Genomic DNA, 18,287 nt, shown 5'->3' with positions numbered 1-18,287 from the left:
ACAGATGAGTTTTACCCGCTTAGATAAAAGCCGAAAGATCCGCGCTGACCGTGGTTCAGAGCTAACCACGGCAAACTGGCAAATTGAAGCAGCCAAACGCATGCTGATGAATAATCTCGATGACGAGGTAGCCGAGCATCCGCAAGCACTCGTAGTTTATGGTGGTATTGGCCGAGCGGCGCGCAGTTGGGAAGCATTCGATAAAATTGTTGAAGTACTTGAACGACTGAAACCAACTGAAACGTTGTTGGTGCAATCGGGTAAACCGGTTGGCGTGTTCCCGACTCATGAAGATGCACCGCGAGTATTAATCGCTAACTCAAACTTAGTACCCGAGTGGGCGAATTGGGAACAATTTAACGAGCTCGATAAAAAAGGCTTGATGATGTACGGCCAAATGACCGCCGGATCATGGATTTATATTGGCTCGCAAGGCATTGTACAGGGCACCTACGAAACCTTCGTATCCGTGGCACGTCAGCATTTTGAGGGGAATACCCAAGGCCGTTGGATTCTTACTGGTGGCCTCGGTGGTATGGGCGGCGCACAGCCACTAGCGGCAACTATGGCTGGTTATTGCATGTTGGCAGTGGATGTTGACGAAACACGTATCGATTTTCGTTTACGCACCCGTTACCTCGACCACAAAGCGACTTCGTTAGACGACGCGCTGAAATTACTTGAACAAGCGCGTGAAGAAGGCCGTGCAATTTCTGTCGGATTGCTCGGTAATGCAGCCGATGTTTATGCCGAGTTGGTTGAGCGCAATATCACCCCAGATGTGGTCACCGACCAAACGTCTGCACACGATCCATTGCACGGCTATTTACCGCAAGGCTGGACGCTCGAGCAATATCTTGAGAGCCAAGAGAGTGACCCAACCGGCACTGTCGCGGCAGCGAAGCAGTCAATGGCAGTGCAGGTGCGTGCCATGTTAACGCTACAAGAGCGCGGTGCAGCGACCTTAGATTACGGCAACAATATCCGTCAAATGGCGAAAGACGTTGGCGTCGATCATGCGTTTGATTTCCCAGGCTTCGTGCCAGCGTATATCCGTCCGCTTTTCTGCCAAGGTATCGGTCCATTCCGCTGGGTGGCGTTGTCAGGCGACCCGGAAGATATTTACAAAACCGACGCGAAGGTGAAAGAACTCATTCCTGACGACCCACACCTGCACAATTGGTTAGATATGGCGCGTGAGCGCATTAGTTTCCAAGGCTTGCCAGCACGTATTTGTTGGATTGGCCTCAAAGATCGCGCACGTATCGCGCGAGCATTCAATGACATGGTCAAAAATGGCGAACTCAAAGCGCCGATTGTCATTGGTCGCGATCATCTCGATTCAGGCTCTGTTGCTAGTCCGAACCGCGAAACAGAAAGTATGCTGGATGGCTCAGATGCGGTTTCAGATTGGCCATTATTGAACGCTCTTTTAAATACCGCGGGCGGCGCTACATGGGTGAGCCTGCACCATGGTGGTGGCGTCGGTATGGGTTACTCACAACACTCAGGTGTAGTGATTGTTGCCGATGGTACCGAAGCTGCCGATCAGCGTTTAAGTCGGGTACTTTGGAATGATCCGGGTACCGGCGTGATGCGCCATGCTGATGCGGGGTATGACATTGCGAAAGATTGTGCGCGTGATCAAGGGTTAGACTTACCAATGCTGGAGGGCAACTAAATGAATGAAGTATTTGAATTGCAACCTGGCACCTTGAGCCTGTCGCAGCTACGTCAGTGGTGGCAAGAACCACAAAAATTAGCGCTACATGCTTATGCCAATGCGGTGATTGCACGCTCGCACCAAACCGTTGCTGATGTGCTTGCCAAAGGCAAAGTTGTGTATGGCATTAATACCGGATTCGGACTATTAGCAAATACTCGTATTCCACCGGAAAAACTAGAAGATCTACAACGCCGCATCGTGCTATCGCACGCCGCAGGTACGCAAGAGCTTATGGATGACACCGTGGTGCGCCTAATGCTGTTGCTAAAAATCAACTCACTCAGCCGTGGTTTTTCTGGGGTTCGCCATGAAGTGATTGACGCGTTGATTGATTTACTCAACAACCAAGTTTACCCGTGTGTGCCAAGCAAAGGCTCGGTTGGGGCGTCGGGCGATTTAGCGCCATTAGCGCATCTTGTACTGCCGTTACTTGGTGAAGGCCAAGTTCGTGTAGAAGGCAAAATTTATCCAGCGGTTGAAGGAATGGCGAAGGCCGGCCTGAAGCCACTTAGCGCATTAGCCCCGAAAGAGGGCTTGGCATTGTTGAACGGCACCCAAGCCTCAACTGCCCTAGCATTGCATGGCTTGTTCCAAATTGAACGTGTGTTCAACGCCGCACTTGTTACTGGCGCTATGGCTGTTGAAGCAGCGATGGGTTCACGCTCACCGTTTGATGCGCGTATTCATGCCGTGCGTGGTCAGCCGGGGCAAATTGCTGTTGCGCAAAGCTTCCGTCAATTATTGGGCGATAGCTCTGAAATTGCTACGGCTCACGTGGATTGCGAAAAAGTACAAGACCCTTATTCATTGCGTTGTCAGCCACAAGTGATGGGCGCGGTGTTCGATCAGTTGCAACATGCTAGCCAAATTTTGGTACGTGAAGCCAATGGTGTCACTGATAATCCACTGGTGTTTAGTGACAACGGCGACATTATTTCAGGTGGTAACTTCCATGCTGAACCAGTTGCTATGGCTGCCGATATTCTCGCGATTGCCGCGAGCGAAATTGGTGCGCTGTCAGAGCGTCGTAGCGCGTTATTGATTGACCACCATCTGAGTAACTTACCGCCATTTTTGGTGAACGACGGTGGCGTCAACTCTGGGTTTATGCTGGCGCAGGTCACCGCTGCTGCATTGGCGTCGGAAAATAAAACACTGGCTCACCCAGCATCCGTTGATAGCTTGCCAACCTCGGCAAACCAGGAAGACCATGTATCAATGGCAACGTTTGCGGCGCGTCGTTTAACCGACATTGCGCGCAACATTCGTGACATTGTCGCCATTGAACTATTGGAAGCAGCGCAAGGTTTAGACTTCCGTCGTCCACTCAAAGCCGCAGCGGCAGTAGAGGAAGCCCACGCACGGGTACGTGCACAAGTGAGCTTTTATGATCAAGACCGTTATTTTGCGCCAGATATCGCCGCAATTGCGGCGTTAATTGAACAAGGTAAATTGCACAACTTAGTGCAGGAAGGGGCAGTACTCGAGGACGCTTAAGCGTCCTCTTCTTCATCTTTGAGAGCCTGGCAGTCGACACACAAAGCGACGTCAGGCTTTGCTGCTAAACGTGCCGCCGAAATTTCCTCGCCACACTCAACACAATAGCCATACTCGCCACTGCGCATGCGTTGCAGGGCAGCATCAGCACTAAGCGCTTGACGCGTTCCTGGTTGCTCGTTTACCACGGCTTCAAGCTTACTCCGAATACGTAACAACTGCTGGGCGGATAAATTATCACTCATGTTAACGTCCTTCTTATTTTTCGTTATTAGCTAGCACGACAAACTGACCCGTAAATTCAGCGACGGGTTTATCGCCATCAAATACCTGTGACTTTAATGTAGCCCGTGCATTTTTACCAAGCGTCAACGCTGATAAATCACCAGTCATCGCTGATAAGCGTGCAATGGCACGTGGCTCTCGGCTCACTGGTTTGTGGTAGTGTATTTGGCCATCCGCTAACACTACTGCGCCGTGCAGCTGTCGTTCGCGCAATTGTAAATGCAACAACCCCCAGCACGTCAAGGTTGCCAACGAATAAATACTGCCGGCAAACATGGTGCCGTGCACATTAATATTACGTGACAAAGTGGCCGTGGTCTCAAACTCACGCCCGGTATATTGGGTAATACGAATGCCCATGGTTTCCGAAATCGGAATTTCGCTATGCCAAGTTGTCTCGAGTTTTTGGCACCAATCAGGGCGGTAAATAATGCGGTTGAATTCAGTTAGCGTTTTACGGAGTTGATGTTCCGCTTGCGGATTTTTTACGGTATCGCCTTCTTCTACTACTTCGTAGCCGCATTTAATGTAGAAGCCTAGCGTGTTGTCGCGCGAGTTAATGACGATATGTTTAGCGCCCTCAGCTCGTGCAACTTTCTCAAGCTCATAAACAATCGCAACACCATGACCTTCGCCGCGATGCTCTGGGGCTGATGCCATAAAGCGAATTTGCCCTTCGTCCGGGCTATTAAAATGCAAACGACCAACCGCCACTGCTTGACCCGCGCTGTTCACCACCATGCGGTGATAACCGACTTGATCATACTCATCTTGCTCTGAACCACGTGGCCGTTGAAACGGTTCGCGCAACACGCGCCAACGCAAATCGTAATAAGTGGCGAATTGTTCCGGTGTTTCCGGAGCGATAACACGGTACATAATTAACCCTTGTTGTTAGAGTGCAGCATGAAGGTGATTGGTCCATCATTGACCAGTGCCACTTTCATATCGGCGCCAAATTCACCTGTCGCCGTTTGAATGCCGAGCTGATTGAGGGCATTCACAAACGCCAAATACAGTGGTTCAGCCTCGCTCGGTGGTGCTGCTGACGAGAAACTTGGGCGTCGACCCGATTGGGTATCTGCGGCTAAGGTAAATTGCGAAACCACCAGCACGCCGCCTTGAATATCCTGCACACTTAAATTCATTTTATCGTCTGCATCTGAAAATATACGATAACCAGCCACTTTGGCTGCAAGCTTGCTAACATCATCAAGCGTGTCGGTTTTATCGATACCCAGCAACACTAATAAACCTTGTTCGATGGCGCCAATACGTTCGCCCGCAACCGTGACCGAAGCCTCGCTCACGCGCTGAATTAATGCTTTCATTCCGTTCCTTCAGTGGTGACGTCTGATTCAGTTTTTGGTGGTTGAAAAAACTCTTCAATGCTCGCCGTAAGCTCAGCGCCCACCAACACAATATTCCACGACACAAATATCCACAGCAGCAGTATCGGAATTGCCGCCAACGCGCCGTAAATAGCTTGGTAACTCGGAAACGCAGTAATGTATGCCGCAAAGCCACTTTTACTGAGCTCAAATAAAATAGCCGCCAGTAACGCGCCCCAAAATGCGTGTCGGGCGCGCACTATACGGTTTGGCATCATGATGTACAACAGCATAAAGGCCACTAAAGAGGTCACAACCGGCACAATACTCAACAATGTGGTGCGCACGCCCGACACATACACTTCAGCAGCAGCTGTGAGCGATATCAAATAGGAGGTTACTGCCATACCAGAACCCATCAAAATAGGGCCGAGCGTTAGGATCATCCAGTACACTGCTAGAGCTACTACCATGCGGCGGCGTTTGTGATTGCGCCAAATACGGTTCATGGTGCCATCAATGGTACTAATTAAGTTCACCGCAACCACGATAACGAAGATCACCCCAACCGTGGTCATTTTCGAAACATTGCTCACAAACTGATTCAAATACTCGCTGATCACTTCGCCAGACGTCGGCAATAAATTCGCAAACAATAATTTTTCGAGCTCTTCTTTTAATTGCTCGAACATCGGGAAAGCCGAGAACACCGAGAACATCACCACAAGCAATGGTACTAACGCGAGCATGCTCACAAAGGTTAAATGGCCAGCAACAATGGTCACGCGGTCATCCAGACAGCGCTTGCCAAAGTATTTCAAGAATCGCCAGGCCTTGCGACCACGTTCCTGCCATTGTTCTAAACCTGTTTGTTCCGGTGTCGTTTTGCTCATTCCATTCTCTTCTGCATTCTCTTCTGCAATCTCGTTTGCATTCGCTTCTACAGCAACTTTTGGCATGACTATAATCCCAAACCGTGCTGCTCACGTAAATAACATACCTTGTTCGTGGCGAATCGCCAATGACAGCGACAAATTGATGATTTCGTGAGGAGTGGATTTTATGCAGGTATTAATCATTGGTGCCGGTGGTGGTATCGGCCAAGCGTTGGTGCAGTATTACCATGAGCAGGGTGCGAGTGTACAAGCGTTAAGCCGTCAGCAGGTGTCGAAATTACCGGGGCACTGGTTGCAAGTAACTGATTACACGGAAGCAAGCCTTCAGCGTATCGTTTCACAAATAAAGCAGCCCGACATTGTGATAAGCACGTTAGGTATTTTGCATAACGATGACTTTATGCCGGAAAAGCGCCTAGCCGATGTGAATTGGCATCAACTTCAGCAGACGTATTATGTGAATGCCGTGCTCCCAATACTTCTATTGCAACAGTTATTACCTCTGTTACCAAAAAAGAACCCATGTGTATGGGCGCAGTTGAGTGCCAAAGTCGGCAGTATTACTGATAACTATTTGGGTGGTTGGTATAGCTATCGCGCGAGTAAATCGGCACTTAACATGTTACTTAAAACGGCTTCGGTTGAACTCAAGCGCACGCATAAACAGTTATGCCTAGCGGCAATACATCCGGGCACCACTGATACCGAGCTCTCGCAACCGTTTCAGCAACGTTTGCCAGCCGACAAGCTCTACACACCAGCGCAATCGGCGGAACGTATCGCTACCGTTATCAATCAGTTAACTGCTGAAGATTCAGGCGGTTTTTGGCATTGGGATGGTTCGCCATTACCGTATTAAGCTATACTGACCGCACAACAACCAACTAAGGAGTGGTTATGCGTTACTTGATGAATTGGATAGGAATTGTGTTCGCCCTTATGGTTTTGGCAGGTTGCCAAAGCGCATACTACGGCGCTATGGAAAAAGTCGGCATTCACAAACGTGACATTCTGGTCGATCGCGTTGATGAAGCGCGCGATGCGCAATCGGATGCGCAGGAAGAATTTAAATCTGCGTTGCAGCGCCTTGATGAGTTATTGCAGTTTGACGGTGGTGAATTAGAAGCCCGTTATAATGCACTAAACGACGATTATGAGAGTAGTAAAGCTGCTGCCGAGCGCGTTTATGAGCGTATTGAAGCCATCGATGATGTTGCTCAAGCGCTCTTTGATGAATGGCAAGAAGAACTTGGTATGTACAGTAACGATTCAATGCGCCGCGAAAGTGAGCGATCACTTCGGGAAACTGAGCGTCGCTATACGAGCTTGTTACAAAGCATGGAACGAGCAGCCGACACCATGGAGCCAGTACTTGAAAAACTGCAAGATAACGTGCTGTATTTAAAGCATAACTTAAACGCCAAGGCCGTTGATGCCATACGCGGTGAATACCGTAGCTTGCGTACTGATGTCGACGTTCTTATTCGTGAAATGGAAACCGCCATTCAAGAATCGAATGCCTTTATTGAAGCCATGCAGGAGGGATCGTAATGAGTTTATTGATTCTAGCTGGGAGCAGTCGTAAGGAATCACTCAATGGTAAGTTGCAGAAGCGTATTGCTGAAGTTGCAGAGCAAGATGGGCGCGCTTGCTATGTTTATCCAGCAGCAGAGCTTGATGCACCAATTTATAACGGTGATTACGAAGATGAGAACGGTGTGCCATCCAACATTCAAAAATTAGCCACTGCAATTTCTGATGCCACTAAAATTGTCATTGTCACGCCCGAGTACAACAGTTCGGTGCCGCCGCTTCTGAAGAATGCGATTGATTGGACAACGCGGCTTGAGCAAAACCCTTGGGCGGGTAAGAACGTATTATTGGCGGGTGCATCGCCGGGACGTATTGGCGCCTTGCGTTCCATGACGCATTTGATGGTGATCATGGCCGCCATAAAAAGTTATGTAGCGCCGATGTTTTTAAGTTGCCCGCAAGCAAGCGATGAAACTATCGCAAACTTCGATGCTGAACAAATCAAAGGATTTTTAAAGCAGGGCGATTAACAGCTGAAGCTTATGTGCCGCGCGGTTTTAAGCCGGCAAGATAAGTATCAATGGCCTGACTGGCTGTTTGCGATAAATCAAAGTAACTTTTATCCAGCAGCCAGTTATACATCAACCCATCTACCAGGCTAAATAAACCCATTACTGCAGCTTTCGAGTCATATTTCTCGTCAATCAGGCCCTGTTCTTTGGCTTTATCAGCCAGCACCACGCATTCAGTGATACAAGCATTACGACCACCTAAATGACGCAAGTGAATAGGCAAGGCATCATCTACATATTCGCATTTATGTAGCAGAATATTCACTAGGGCTTGCGTGTGCGGATCATCTTGCACTTGACCGATAATGTGGAAGCAACGCGCACGTAACAGTGATACCGGGTCACCTTGATAGGTTTGTGCCAATTCATCTCGCATTTCGTCAACCGGAAGACGCACGCGTTCCATCAAAGCATCAATCAAATCGAGCTTGTTCTGAAAATGATGATAAATCGCGCCTCGAGTCACCCCAGCAGCCTCGGCCACTTGGTTCATCGACGTATTTGAAACCCCTTTTTCGCTAAACAAACGTTCAGCGGCATCAAGTAATTCAGCCCGAGTTGTTAATGCATCTTCTTTGGTACGACGAACCACATCTCACCTCTTTGCGTAGTAGTGGTGACATTATAAGCGAATTTAATCAAACATGCATGTATGTATGTAAAAAGATCAATAAACTGGTCATAAAACGATGCTATGCTGTTCATGACACTTAATTTTGTTGGAGGTCGACCATGAAAAATGATATTGACCAACGCCTCGTACTCGACGCGTTTGAAACCATTATTGAATATGGCAAACCAGATGACGAAGGGCGAAGAACGCTCGAAGGTATAACGGCTTATACCGATTTTGATGGCTATACCGTGTTCTTGGAAGGCCAAGGTGTCAACATGCGCCTCGAATTCCATAATAAGTATCATTTGGATTACGAAAATGAACGGCAGTTCGAAAACTTTATGAAGGCCATTGAAAATATCAGCAAAGGCCACTATACCCCTGAACGTGGCGAATAATTTAACCAAAAGGTAAACGTCGTGAGTAAACATAAACCCTACAGTTTGGCTGAAGAAATAGCCCATGCACTGACGCATGGCGTTGGGGCCATTGCCGCTATAGTCGGGTTGGTGTTTATGTTGGTTTGGGCAGTATCTTACGGTGATACCTTTCATGTGGTGAGCGCCGGCATTTACGGCGCGAGCTTAATTTTACTCTACCTCGCGTCAACACTCTATCATGCGTTTCCGTGGCCACGTATCAAAGCTTTCTTTCAACAGATGGATCACGCTGCTATTTATGTGCTAATTGCCGGTACTTACACACCATTTGCACTGGTTAATTTGCGTGGTGCGTGGGGATGGACGCTGTTAGCGGTGGTGTGGAGTATTGCACTGATTGGCGTGATCATGGAAGTTGCCATGAAAGAGCGAAAGAAGTGGTTGTCGCTCTCTCTCTATCTTGGCTTAGGCTGGATGGCTCTAGTGGTGATTCAACCGATGCTTGAAACCGTTGAAGCCGGCGGTTTGTGGTTACTGTTAGCTGGCGGCCTTGCCTATACCTTCGGCGTCATTTTCTACGTGTGGAAATCGCTGCGCTTTCATCACGCCATTTGGCACGTATTCGTGCTCGCCGGCAGCGTACTTCACTTCTTCTCAGTGTTCTATTTTGTGCTGCCGCACCCAAACATGACGTAGTAAAAGCGAATTAAAAACAAAAAGGGCGCCAACGAGGCGCCCTTTTTTTATTGGTAAACGATAGCTTAGTCGTCTTTGCTACGGCTAGCACGTTTACGCTCGTTTTCGGTCAGCATACGCTTACGAATACGAATTGATTTTGGCGTAATTTCTACCAGCTCGTCGTCATCGATAAATTCAAGTGCTTGCTCAAGCGACATACGAATTGGTGGGGTTAACAACAACGCGTCATCAGTACCTGCGGCACGGATGTTGGTTAGCTGCTTACCTTTCAAACAGTTGACGGTGAGGTCGTTTGAACGGCTGTGAATACCAATCACCATACCTTCGTATACTTCTTCTGCGTGACCAATCATCAAACGACCGCGCTCTTGCAAGTTAAACAAGGCGTAGGCTAAAGCTTTACCTTGCGCATTTGAGATGAGTACACCGTTGTTACGCTGACCAATGTTACCGCCTTTGAACGGGCCGTAATGATCAAAGCTGTGGTACATCAAACCAGTACCTGACGATAACGTCATGAACTCAGTTTGGAAACCAATTAAGCCGCGGCTCGGTACAATAAAGTCGATACGAACACGGCCTTTACCATCAGGGGTCATGTTGGTCATTTCAGCTTTACGTAAGCCGAGTTTTTCCATCACTGAGCCTTGGTGTTGCTCTTCGATATCGACGGTTAAGTTTTCAAACGGCTCTTCTTTCACACCGTTCACTTCACGCATGATAACTTCAGGGCGTGATACCGCTAATTCGAAACCTTCACGACGCATGTTTTCAATCAATACGCCTAAGTGCAATTCACCGCGACCAGAAACACGGAAACGATCTGGGTTGTCGGTTTCTTGAACACGCAATGCAACGTTGTGCTTCAATTCTTGCTGTAAACGCTCAAGAATTTGACGTGAAGTCACAAATTTACCTTCTTTACCGGCAAACGGTGAGGTGTTGACCTGGAAAGTCATGGTTACTGTTGGCTCATCAACGGTCAGTGCTGGTAACGCTTCAACGGTACCTGCCGCACAGACGGTGTCAGAAATCTTCAACTCGCCCAAACCAGTTACGGCAACGATATCGCCAGCGCTTGCTTGGTCAGTTTCAATACGATCAAGACCCAAGTAGCCAAAAATTTGACCTACTTTGCCGTTACGCTTGGTGCCATCAGCGCCAACAATGGTCACCTGCTGGTTTAATTTCAACGTACCACGCTTGATACGGCCGATACCGATAATGCCTACGTAGCTTGAGTAATCAAGCTGCGAGATTTGCATTTGTAACGCACCGTCACGATCGGCATTAGGTGGCGATACTTTCTCTAGAATCGTCTCGAACAACGCTGTCATGTTGTCGGTTTGCTCGTTGTAATCTAACGTTGCCCAACCGTTCAACGCTGATGCGTAAACCACTGGGAAATCTAATTGCTCGTCGGTAGCACCTAAGTTATCGAACAAATCGAATACTTGGTCCATAACCCAATCAGGACGTGCGCCTGGGCGGTCAATTTTGTTGATAACCACAATTGGCTTCAAGCCGTGCGCGAATGCTTTTTGCGTTACGAAACGCGTTTGTGGCATTGGGCCGTCAACCGCGTCAACAACCAATAATACCGAGTCGGCCATCGACAATACGCGCTCTACTTCACCACCGAAATCGGCGTGTCCTGGCGTGTCCAGAATGTTAATACGGTAGTCTTTGTAATTTACCGCAGTGTTCTTCGCCAAAATGGTGATGCCACGTTCTTTCTCAAGATCGTTGGAGTCCATGATGCGTTCTTCTACGCCACCGCGGCTCTCTAGAGTGCCCGATTGCTGTAGAAGTTTATCAACCAAGGTTGTTTTGCCATGGTCAACGTGCGCAATAATTGCAATATTACGCAGCTTGGAAAGTTCAGTCGCTTGAATTGTCATTGATAAAGCCTGTAAAAAACGCGAGGAGACGGTATGAGCCGCCATTGGTTAAAATAGCGGCGTATTATACGCTTGCGCGCTTAGACAAGCTAGTGTTTTTCGTTGGTAGTATCACTGTTGTCGGTGTCAGATTGCTTAAGGCGTTTGTCCCAGCGCTGTTGAGCGTAGCGGCGGAGGCTTGGAACGGTATCTGTTTCATCCATAATTGGCTGACCGAGAATGGTTTCAATAATATCTTCAAGCGTGACGACACCCATCCAAGTGCCATGCTCATCAAATACCAATGCCATGTGCTGACGCTTGTCTAATAGCATGCGCATAACCTGCTCAACGTTGACAGACTCCGCAACAATATCAACGTCGCGAGCTAGCTGATTAATCGTCTTATCGGTATCTGCTTCTAACGCTTCGTTGCGCAGAATAATGCCATGCGGCACTTCATCGGCATCAATTACTGGGAAACGCGAATACGGTAGCGTTTTTGCGCGATATAGAAATTCGCTAATGGTTTCATCGGGGCGCACTGATTCACATACGGTGCGAGGTGTCATTACGTCACGAACGCGAATGGTGTGCAAATCAAGCATATTGCCAATCACGCGGCGTTCATCAGCATCAATCAACTTTTGTTCATGACCTAAGGTAGCTAGTGCTTTAATTTCCGAACGCACATCTACGTGCTCTTCGCCGCCAATACGCTTGGTGATTTGATCAGACATCCAAATGAACGGGCGCAAAATCATAATCAAAAAGTTCAAAATACCCGGTAGCATGGGTGCCAACTGGCGCCAAAACTTTGCCCCAATCGTTTTTGGCAGAATCTCAGAAAGCACCAATATAAGAACAGTCATGACCGCTGAGGCAACCGCTAAATAGCCATCGCCAAATACCACGCCAACTTGGGCACCAACGCCGGCTGCACCAGCAGTATGTGCCACGGTATTTAGCGTCAAAATAGCCGCTAACGGACGGTCAATATTGGTTTTTAAGTTTTGTAGTTTGGCGTGTAGTTTTGGGCGCTTTTCTTTTAACTGAGCCACGTAGCTTGGAGTAATCGATAGCAAGGCGGCTTCAAGAATAGAGCATATAAATGAGACACCAACTGCAACAAACGCAAACAGAATTAATAAGAACATGAGGCTCACAATGTTGAATACGATGCTGGATTTTCGCAAAGAGTGGTTGACATAACAATAACAACGTGACGATTTTCGGTTGGGGAAACACACATTAACGCTAACGTTAACGTGAATAACTATTCATATATATGACTTTATATTCACAAATCCCTGAGAGGTAGTTCGACAACTTTTTTTTTATACCCTTTCATTTTTGCGGTATTTTCGCAAAAAATAAGAAGTTAAACTGTAATGAAGGGCAAGTTAAGTTGACTATACAACCGGCGTATAAGCCTTAAAAGTAGACAACTTGTTTAACTTTTAACTTTACAGAGCTTTAAAACTCGCTATGTTGTAGATGTATAGACAACTCAGTTGGGCGGTCGAGTTGCTAAATAACCAGCAAGATATATAAAAATGAAAAAATATTCAGGGGGATGTCATGACTAAATTCGCTTTATCGGGCGTAGCGACCGCACTAACAGCGTTAGTATTACCCGTACAAACAATGGCTCAAGATACGCAACAACAGGCTCAAATTGATGAGGAAAAAGTTGAACGTGTCACCGTCACTGGTTCACGGTTGCAGCGTACTGAAGCCGAGAGTGCCGCACCTATCCAAGTTTTTACCGCAGAAGATCTTGAAAATTCCGGTGTGAATTCGTTAGAAGTTATTTTACAACGAATGTCGGCTTCCGCCGGCGCTGCTGGTGGACAAAGCAATGCCTACTGGACCAGTAATGGCTGGGGCACTGCACAAGTTAACCTGCGTGGTTTAGGTATTAACCGTACACTTGTGCTTCTCAATGGCCGCCGCGTGGTGAATGGCGGTACCGGTGCCAATAGCAGCGTTGACCTGAATATGATTCCGGTTGAGATGATTGAACGCATCGAAGTGCTTAAAGATGGTGCATCAGCAATTTACGGGGCTGACGCTGTTGCTGGTGTTGTGAATATTATTACCCGCAAGAGTTATGAAGGTTTTTCTATCGAAGCACGTTTTGGCGCAACGGATAGTGGCGATGCTCAAGAACGAGCTATCAACACGGTATTTGGCGCAAGTAATGACCGAGCTCGAATTGTTGGTACCGTCGGATATCGATCAAGCGATGCTTATAACATGCAAGATCAAGCAGGTTGCGCATTAGCTGAGGTAGCTCCGGGCGAGCTAGGATGTTTCGGCAGCTCAAGTACCATCGGCGGCCGTGCAACAATCCTCACGGGACCAGATGCGGGAAGTCGAATTAACTTTAATCAAGAACCCGGCGGTGATAGTGATTTCTACGAACCATATGATCCGGCCAAGCATAACTTTGATTTCTTCTCACAGCTAAATTCTGTGAACCCAATTACTAACTGGAACTTCTCAACCTTTGCAGACTATCGATTGGTTGGTGACACTTATGCGTTCGTTGAAGTTCTTTATAACAATCGTCGGTCGGATCAAATTGCCACTTCGGGAACTGTTGGCGGTATTGAATATGCTGCAGATCATCCAGATAACCCCACCGGCGAGGCGATTCAACTCGATCGTCGTCGCTTGCTCGAAGCCGGAACTCGAGATTTCTTCCAAGACGTCAATACTTGGCGATTCGTTGGGGGCTTGAACGGTACGATTGATGCCAACTGGAACTGGGAAGTCGCTTACAACTTCGGGCGTACATCAGGTATTGATGGCGCGACCAATATTGCGAATATGGAACGTTTAGGTAGAGCAATTGACCCAGAACAATGCGGACAATCTGGCGTGCCATGCGTCGATTTGCTTGGCTTCGGTGGCTTCGGTCAAGATGCGATTGACTACATTATGTTCCGGATTGACTCCGAAGGCGGTAACGAGCAGCGTTCAATCACAGCAAATATTACTGGTGATTTATTTGAACTACCATCAGGTTATGTTCCGGTCGCTTTCGGGATCGAGCATCGTCAAGAAAAAGGCTGGCGGAATCCAGATTCGGCAGTTGTAGCTGGTGTGATGAATACCAACCAAGCAGACCCTATTAGCGGTAGCTATAGTGTTGATGAAGTATACGTAGAAACAGCCTTGCCACTACTGAATGATGTTCCGTTTGCACAAAGCGTAAATTTAGAACTTGCCTATCGCTACAGCGACTATGATACGTTTGGCAGCGACGGCAACTATAAAGCCAGTTTACATTGGCAGATTAATGATGCCCTCAAACTTCGAGCAACCAATTCAACGGCGTTTCGTGTACCGAATATTCCTGAATTGTTTGGTGGCGTAGCCGAAGGGAATTTAACCACGACCGATCCTTGTGATGGTTGGGATCAGCCAGGCAAAAATCCAACAGTTGCGGCAAACTGTCAAGCAGATGGTGTACCGGCAGGTTATACGCAACTTGGTTCAACAATTCTGACGACTGTTGGCGGTAACCCTAATCTTGAACCTGAAGACGCGAAAACATTTACAGCTGGCGCAGTTTGGGATGCTTGGTTCGCAGAAAACTTACAGTTCACCATCGATTATTATAAAATCGATATCGAGAATGCGATTCAGCGTATTCCGGGCTCAACCAAATTATCGGTTTGCTACAACTCGGAAAATCTATCCCATCCGTTCTGTAACGATAGTCAATTTACGCGCGATAGCTTAACGGGTGAAATTGATTTTCTATCGGCGCAACCGACTAACGCGGCAACAGAAGAAGTGTCGGGTATCGATGCTGCAGTATTCTATAAAACTGACTTATCTGGTTTTGCAACCACGATGAATTGGACAGTCAGTTACCTCGATGAATATACTGTGACGCCGTTCGCCGGTGGTACACCAATTGCCTATGCCGGAAAAATCACTGGAGGCAGCGGTAGCTACACGAACTGGCGTTCAAATGCATCGGTTACAGTTGATCGCGATGACTGGCAGGCGCACTGGAGCGTTCAATACATTGGTGGCGCTGACGATATTAATGCGGCGCCAGGTGACATTGGAGATCATGCGCCAAGCGTGTTCTACCATAATGTGCAGGGCACCTATTATGTGAACTCAAACATGAGCTTAGTTGGTGGTATTAACAACGTGTTTGATAAACAACCGCCATTTATTCAAAGCTGGACGGATGCCAACACCGATACCATGACGTATAACCTTTTAGGGCGTCAGTTATTTATTAAAATGCGTTACACGTTCTAACCCTGGACGTTGAATTGCGAGGGGGTCGAAAGATCCTCTCGCTTTTTTAAAACTTTTTGGAGAGTTTTATGTCGGTAACAATTGCCAGTAGTCGTTGGCGCGTGTGGCACCGATGGCTGGCGCTAATCGTTGGTTTGCAAATGGTGGTTTGGAGTATCAGTGGTGCTTACATGGTATTTTTCAAATTGCCATTTATTCACGGTGATCATTTGGTTAAACAACATGATGCCGTTATTCAGGATACGCAATCTGTTGCCTCGTTTAGTCACGTATTGAGCGAATATCCTGAGGCATCCGACATCAAATTGACCTCGTTGTGGCTCAATAATCAATGGCACCCAGTTTATCACGTCAGTCATCACGGTAGTGTTGAGCTCATTGATGCCAAAAGCCTAGAATCGATTCGTCTTGATCAAGCTGCAATAAAGGCTATTGCTGAAAAGAAATATGCTTTAGGTGAGCAGCCGGCAAGTCGTATTGATTGGTTAGCTGACAACCCGCCAACAGAATTAAACCCCGTACACTTGCCCGTATGGCGAGTCGATTTTGATGATTTTGGAAGCACCAGCCTTTACTTTTCACCAATAACGGGCGAACTCGTCACGAAACGGCATACATTCTGGCGTGGCTTCGACATTATGTGGATGTTGCACATTATGGATTATGAAGAGCGCGTTGATATTGAAAGTTGGTTGCTACGAGGCTTTATTATTGCCAATTTCATTTTCCTAATTACTGGCGCAGTGCTGTTGGTCTATACCCTTCGTAAAACGAAACCAAATCCAAAAATTAATACCGGGGGGTCGCTATGATGCGCTTTTTGCAGTGGCTACACCGCTGGACCAGTTTAATCATCATCATTCAAGTTCTCTTGTGGATAATCAGTGGCTTTTACTTCTCGATAGCAGGCCATCATGCAATGTCGGGCCACCATTATTACAAAATGACTCACAATCATACGCCAATGCAATCATCGCAGGCGCTTGACTGGCCGCAGTTATCAAATCAATTTGCTGGTATTCGCGATGTTCAGTTACGAACAGTGGCTGGCACGCCACAATACGTTGTCGAGCATGCTAAAGGTGTCAGTTATCTTGATGCATCGACTGGAAAGCCTTGGTCAACAACTGAAATGATGGCAGCGAACTTGGCTCTGGCAAGTTATTCAGGCCCCGGTGACATTGCCGAAATCACATGGCTAACAGCCGGTAGCAATGAAGTAAACGGCTGGCTTAAGCCTGGCTATCGTGTCGACATTCGCGATGATTTGAATACTCGAATTTACATCGATGCCGCATCCGGTGCTGTGGTTGAGCATCGAAACACACCGTGGTTATGGGCTGATTGGGCGTTCAAACTGCACTTCATGGACTATAGCGGTGAGCGTAACTTTAACCATTTACTGATTGTCAGTGCGGGTGTGCTGACACTGTGGTTTACCTTATCAGGACTCATTTTGCTCGGGCGTAATGTGGTACGCGGTGACATGAACCCTCGCCGCAAACAGACCTACCTAGAGTTCTTTCAAGCACAGCAGAAGCCGATAGCGAGTGCCTGCGGTGGCGGCGGAACATGCGGACTTTGCAAAGTGCGCTTTAAGGGAACAGCACCATCTGCGACCGAAAGTGACAGAGTGATGTTATCTGAATCTGAACTTCGTGAGGGGTTACGTTTAAGTTGCCAGCACAGAGTATGCAAAGACAACAACGCCGATCTTTTACAAACAGATACGCGCACACTGACACTCAAACTGGTACATAACCGAGTGTTGACCCCGAGTATTCATGAATTAACGTTCCTGCCGAAAAATGCCTCGACATTTAGCTATCAAGCGGGGCAGTTTATGCAGTTCCTAATTCCGTGTGAAGCGAGCCGAGGTACTGTTATTTTGCATCGCAACTATTCGTTCGCAACGGCGCCAGGGCAACCTGAACTTACCTTTACCGTTCGTAAAATGCCTGCTCCAGATACGTCATGCCAGCCGGGCGTCGGTTCAACGTATCTGTGTGGAATGCAAGTTGGTGAAACCATAAACGCTGTGGGTCCGATGGGTGACTTTCTGCTCAATACCGCCGCTCGAGGCGAACGTCAACAAGTGTTTATTGGCGGCGGAGCAGGTATTGCGCCATTACGTGCGCTCATTCAAGAAGCATTGGAAGAGGCCGAAATACAGGCGCCAATTCAGTTCTTCTACGGGGCTCGAAATCAATCGGAGCTATGCTACGTCGATGAGTTCATGGCACTACAAGAACAGCAGCGTTTGCAATATCACCCTGTTATTTCAGAGCACGATGCCACATGGCGTGGGTTGAGTGGCTATGTTCATGACATTGCGAAAACCTGGTTGCAAACGCAAGACACGCAATATTTAGATGTTTATGTGTGCGGACCACCAGCTATGTTGGCAGCAACCCGAGCGATGCTCGACGAAATTGGAGTACCACCTGAGCAGGTACGCTACGATGATTTCGGTATTTAATTTCGTATTTTAGAAAAACACGAAATAAATCATCCACACTTGCCGATTTTTGCTCTATACTTTAGTGAATTACGAAATTCAACTGAGCAAAATTCGGCAAGGA

At 47.6% G+C, this 18,287-nt stretch carries 17 protein-coding genes; 10 read left to right on the top strand and 7 right to left on the bottom strand.

The window, feature by feature from the left end; translation table 11 throughout:
- The first annotated feature begins 4 nt into the window (after positions 1-4).
- Both hutU and hutH read left to right on the top strand, forming a co-directional pair.
- Positions 5-1,681 carry a urocanate hydratase gene (gene hutU, locus D3795_RS07930; RefSeq protein WP_156267700.1) on the top strand — a complete coding sequence of 559 codons (1,677 nt, stop codon included), beginning with the start codon at positions 5-7 and terminating at the stop codon, positions 1,679-1,681.
- Positions 1,682-3,223 (top strand): histidine ammonia-lyase, encoded by a 1,542-nt coding sequence (gene hutH / locus D3795_RS07925; RefSeq protein ID WP_156267698.1) that lies wholly within the window; start codon positions 1,682-1,684, stop codon positions 3,221-3,223.
- Here hutH and D3795_RS07920 read toward each other — a convergent pair.
- The 4 genes from D3795_RS07920 to D3795_RS07905 are packed head-to-tail and all read right to left on the bottom strand — an operon-like array spanning position 3,220 to position 5,732.
- Complete coding sequence (locus D3795_RS07920) at positions 3,220-3,468, bottom strand: TraR/DksA family transcriptional regulator (RefSeq protein ID WP_156267696.1); 249 nt, start codon at positions 3,466-3,468, stop codon at positions 3,220-3,222. The genes hutH and D3795_RS07920 overlap by 4 nt on opposite strands.
- A gap of 13 nt (positions 3,469-3,481) precedes the next feature.
- On the bottom strand, positions 3,482-4,387 hold the full coding sequence (locus D3795_RS07915; protein WP_156267694.1) for a bifunctional GNAT family N-acetyltransferase/hotdog fold thioesterase: 906 nt from the start codon (positions 4,385-4,387) through the stop codon (positions 3,482-3,484).
- Between the two features lie 2 nt (positions 4,388-4,389).
- Positions 4,390-4,839 (bottom strand): D-aminoacyl-tRNA deacylase, encoded by a 450-nt coding sequence (gene dtd / locus D3795_RS07910; protein WP_156267692.1) that lies wholly within the window; start codon positions 4,837-4,839, stop codon positions 4,390-4,392.
- Complete coding sequence (locus tag D3795_RS07905; RefSeq protein ID WP_156269046.1) at positions 4,836-5,732, bottom strand: virulence factor BrkB family protein; 897 nt, start codon at positions 5,730-5,732, stop codon at positions 4,836-4,838. Before D3795_RS07905 ends, dtd begins: the two co-directional genes overlap by 4 nt.
- A 169-nt stretch (positions 5,733-5,901) precedes the next feature.
- On the opposite strand from D3795_RS07905, the gene D3795_RS07900 reads away from it, so the two are divergent.
- The 3 genes from D3795_RS07900 to D3795_RS07890 are packed head-to-tail and all read left to right on the top strand — an operon-like array spanning position 5,902 to position 7,798.
- A complete protein-coding gene (locus D3795_RS07900) occupies positions 5,902-6,594 on the top strand; it encodes an SDR family NAD(P)-dependent oxidoreductase (protein WP_156267690.1) in 693 nt (230 codons plus the stop codon).
- Positions 6,595-6,632: 38 nt separating this feature from the next.
- Positions 6,633-7,286, top strand: a complete 654-nt coding sequence (locus D3795_RS07895; protein WP_156267688.1) for a DUF2959 domain-containing protein — start codon at positions 6,633-6,635, stop codon at positions 7,284-7,286.
- Complete coding sequence (locus D3795_RS07890) at positions 7,286-7,798, top strand: NADPH-dependent FMN reductase (RefSeq protein ID WP_156267686.1); 513 nt, start codon at positions 7,286-7,288, stop codon at positions 7,796-7,798. Before D3795_RS07895 ends, D3795_RS07890 begins: the two co-directional genes overlap by 1 nt.
- 10 nt (positions 7,799-7,808) lie before the next feature.
- On the opposite strand, the gene D3795_RS07885 is transcribed toward D3795_RS07890, so the two are convergent.
- A complete protein-coding gene (locus D3795_RS07885; RefSeq protein WP_156267684.1) occupies positions 7,809-8,432 on the bottom strand; it encodes a TetR family transcriptional regulator in 624 nt (207 codons plus the stop codon).
- Positions 8,433-8,572: 140 nt separating this feature from the next.
- Between D3795_RS07885 and D3795_RS07880 the strand changes: the two genes are divergently transcribed.
- A complete protein-coding gene (locus D3795_RS07880; RefSeq protein WP_156267682.1) occupies positions 8,573-8,854 on the top strand; it encodes a DUF3081 family protein in 282 nt (93 codons plus the stop codon).
- A 21-nt stretch (positions 8,855-8,875) separates the two neighbouring features.
- Positions 8,876-9,532 (top strand): PAQR family membrane homeostasis protein TrhA, encoded by a 657-nt coding sequence (gene trhA, locus D3795_RS07875; RefSeq protein WP_156267680.1) that lies wholly within the window; start codon positions 8,876-8,878, stop codon positions 9,530-9,532.
- Between the two features lie 65 nt (positions 9,533-9,597).
- Here trhA and typA read toward each other — a convergent pair whose 3' ends face one another.
- Both typA and D3795_RS07865 read right to left on the bottom strand, forming a co-directional pair.
- Positions 9,598-11,436 (bottom strand): translational GTPase TypA, encoded by a 1,839-nt coding sequence (typA, locus tag D3795_RS07870; RefSeq protein ID WP_156267678.1) that lies wholly within the window; start codon positions 11,434-11,436, stop codon positions 9,598-9,600.
- 89 nt (positions 11,437-11,525) lie between these two features.
- A complete protein-coding gene (locus D3795_RS07865) occupies positions 11,526-12,572 on the bottom strand; it encodes a CNNM domain-containing protein (protein ID WP_156267676.1) in 1,047 nt (348 codons plus the stop codon).
- A gap of 424 nt (positions 12,573-12,996) precedes the next feature.
- On the opposite strand from D3795_RS07865, the gene D3795_RS07860 reads away from it, so the two are divergent.
- The 3 genes from D3795_RS07860 to D3795_RS07850 all read left to right on the top strand — a co-directional run bounded on the left by D3795_RS07860 (position 12,997) and on the right by D3795_RS07850 (position 18,184).
- Positions 12,997-15,705: a TonB-dependent receptor gene (locus D3795_RS07860; protein WP_173021006.1), complete on the top strand. Its 2,709-nt coding sequence runs from the start codon at positions 12,997-12,999 to the stop codon at positions 15,703-15,705.
- A 68-nt stretch (positions 15,706-15,773) separates the two neighbouring features.
- The gene (locus D3795_RS07855) at positions 15,774-16,517 is read left to right on the top strand and encodes a PepSY domain-containing protein (protein WP_156267674.1); all 744 of its coding nucleotides are present in this window, start codon (positions 15,774-15,776) and stop codon (positions 16,515-16,517) included.
- Complete coding sequence (locus tag D3795_RS07850) at positions 16,514-18,184, top strand: 2Fe-2S iron-sulfur cluster-binding protein (RefSeq protein ID WP_156267672.1); 1,671 nt, start codon at positions 16,514-16,516, stop codon at positions 18,182-18,184. Before D3795_RS07855 ends, D3795_RS07850 begins: the two co-directional genes overlap by 4 nt.
- Positions 18,185-18,287: the final 103 nt, after the last annotated feature.

The sequence above is a fragment of the Pseudidiomarina andamanensis genome, from assembly GCF_009734345.1.
GTDB lineage: Bacteria > Pseudomonadota > Gammaproteobacteria > Enterobacterales > Alteromonadaceae > Pseudidiomarina > Pseudidiomarina andamanensis.
Note: the sequence above shows the minus strand (reverse complement) of the source record. Positions and strands in the feature narration are given on the sequence as shown.

Bases quoted from the DNA above. Each gene is read 5' to 3' on its own strand.
- hutU (WP_156267700.1), top strand. From the start codon at position 5: ATGAGTTTTACCCGCTTAGATAAAAGCCGAAAGATCCGCGCTGACCGT.
- hutH (WP_156267698.1), top strand. From the start codon at position 1,682: ATGAATGAAGTATTTGAATTGCAACCTGGCACCTTGAGCCTGTCGCAG.
- D3795_RS07920 (WP_156267696.1), bottom strand. From the start codon at position 3,468: ATGAGTGATAATTTATCCGCCCAGCAGTTGTTACGTATTCGGAGTAAG.
- D3795_RS07915 (WP_156267694.1), bottom strand. From the start codon at position 4,387: ATGTACCGTGTTATCGCTCCGGAAACACCGGAACAATTCGCCACTTAT.
- dtd (WP_156267692.1), bottom strand. From the start codon at position 4,839: ATGAAAGCATTAATTCAGCGCGTGAGCGAGGCTTCGGTCACGGTTGCG.
- D3795_RS07905 (WP_156269046.1), bottom strand. From the start codon at position 5,732: ATGAGCAAAACGACACCGGAACAAACAGGTTTAGAACAATGGCAGGAA.
- D3795_RS07900 (WP_156267690.1), top strand. From the start codon at position 5,902: ATGCAGGTATTAATCATTGGTGCCGGTGGTGGTATCGGCCAAGCGTTG.
- D3795_RS07895 (WP_156267688.1), top strand. From the start codon at position 6,633: ATGCGTTACTTGATGAATTGGATAGGAATTGTGTTCGCCCTTATGGTT.
- D3795_RS07890 (WP_156267686.1), top strand. From the start codon at position 7,286: ATGAGTTTATTGATTCTAGCTGGGAGCAGTCGTAAGGAATCACTCAAT.
- D3795_RS07880 (WP_156267682.1), top strand. From the start codon at position 8,573: ATGAAAAATGATATTGACCAACGCCTCGTACTCGACGCGTTTGAAACC.
- typA (WP_156267678.1), bottom strand. From the start codon at position 11,436: ATGACAATTCAAGCGACTGAACTTTCCAAGCTGCGTAATATTGCAATT.
- D3795_RS07865 (WP_156267676.1), bottom strand. From the start codon at position 12,572: ATGTTCTTATTAATTCTGTTTGCGTTTGTTGCAGTTGGTGTCTCATTT.
- D3795_RS07860 (WP_173021006.1), top strand. From the start codon at position 12,997: ATGACTAAATTCGCTTTATCGGGCGTAGCGACCGCACTAACAGCGTTA.
- D3795_RS07855 (WP_156267674.1), top strand. From the start codon at position 15,774: ATGTCGGTAACAATTGCCAGTAGTCGTTGGCGCGTGTGGCACCGATGG.
- D3795_RS07850 (WP_156267672.1), top strand. From the start codon at position 16,514: ATGATGCGCTTTTTGCAGTGGCTACACCGCTGGACCAGTTTAATCATC.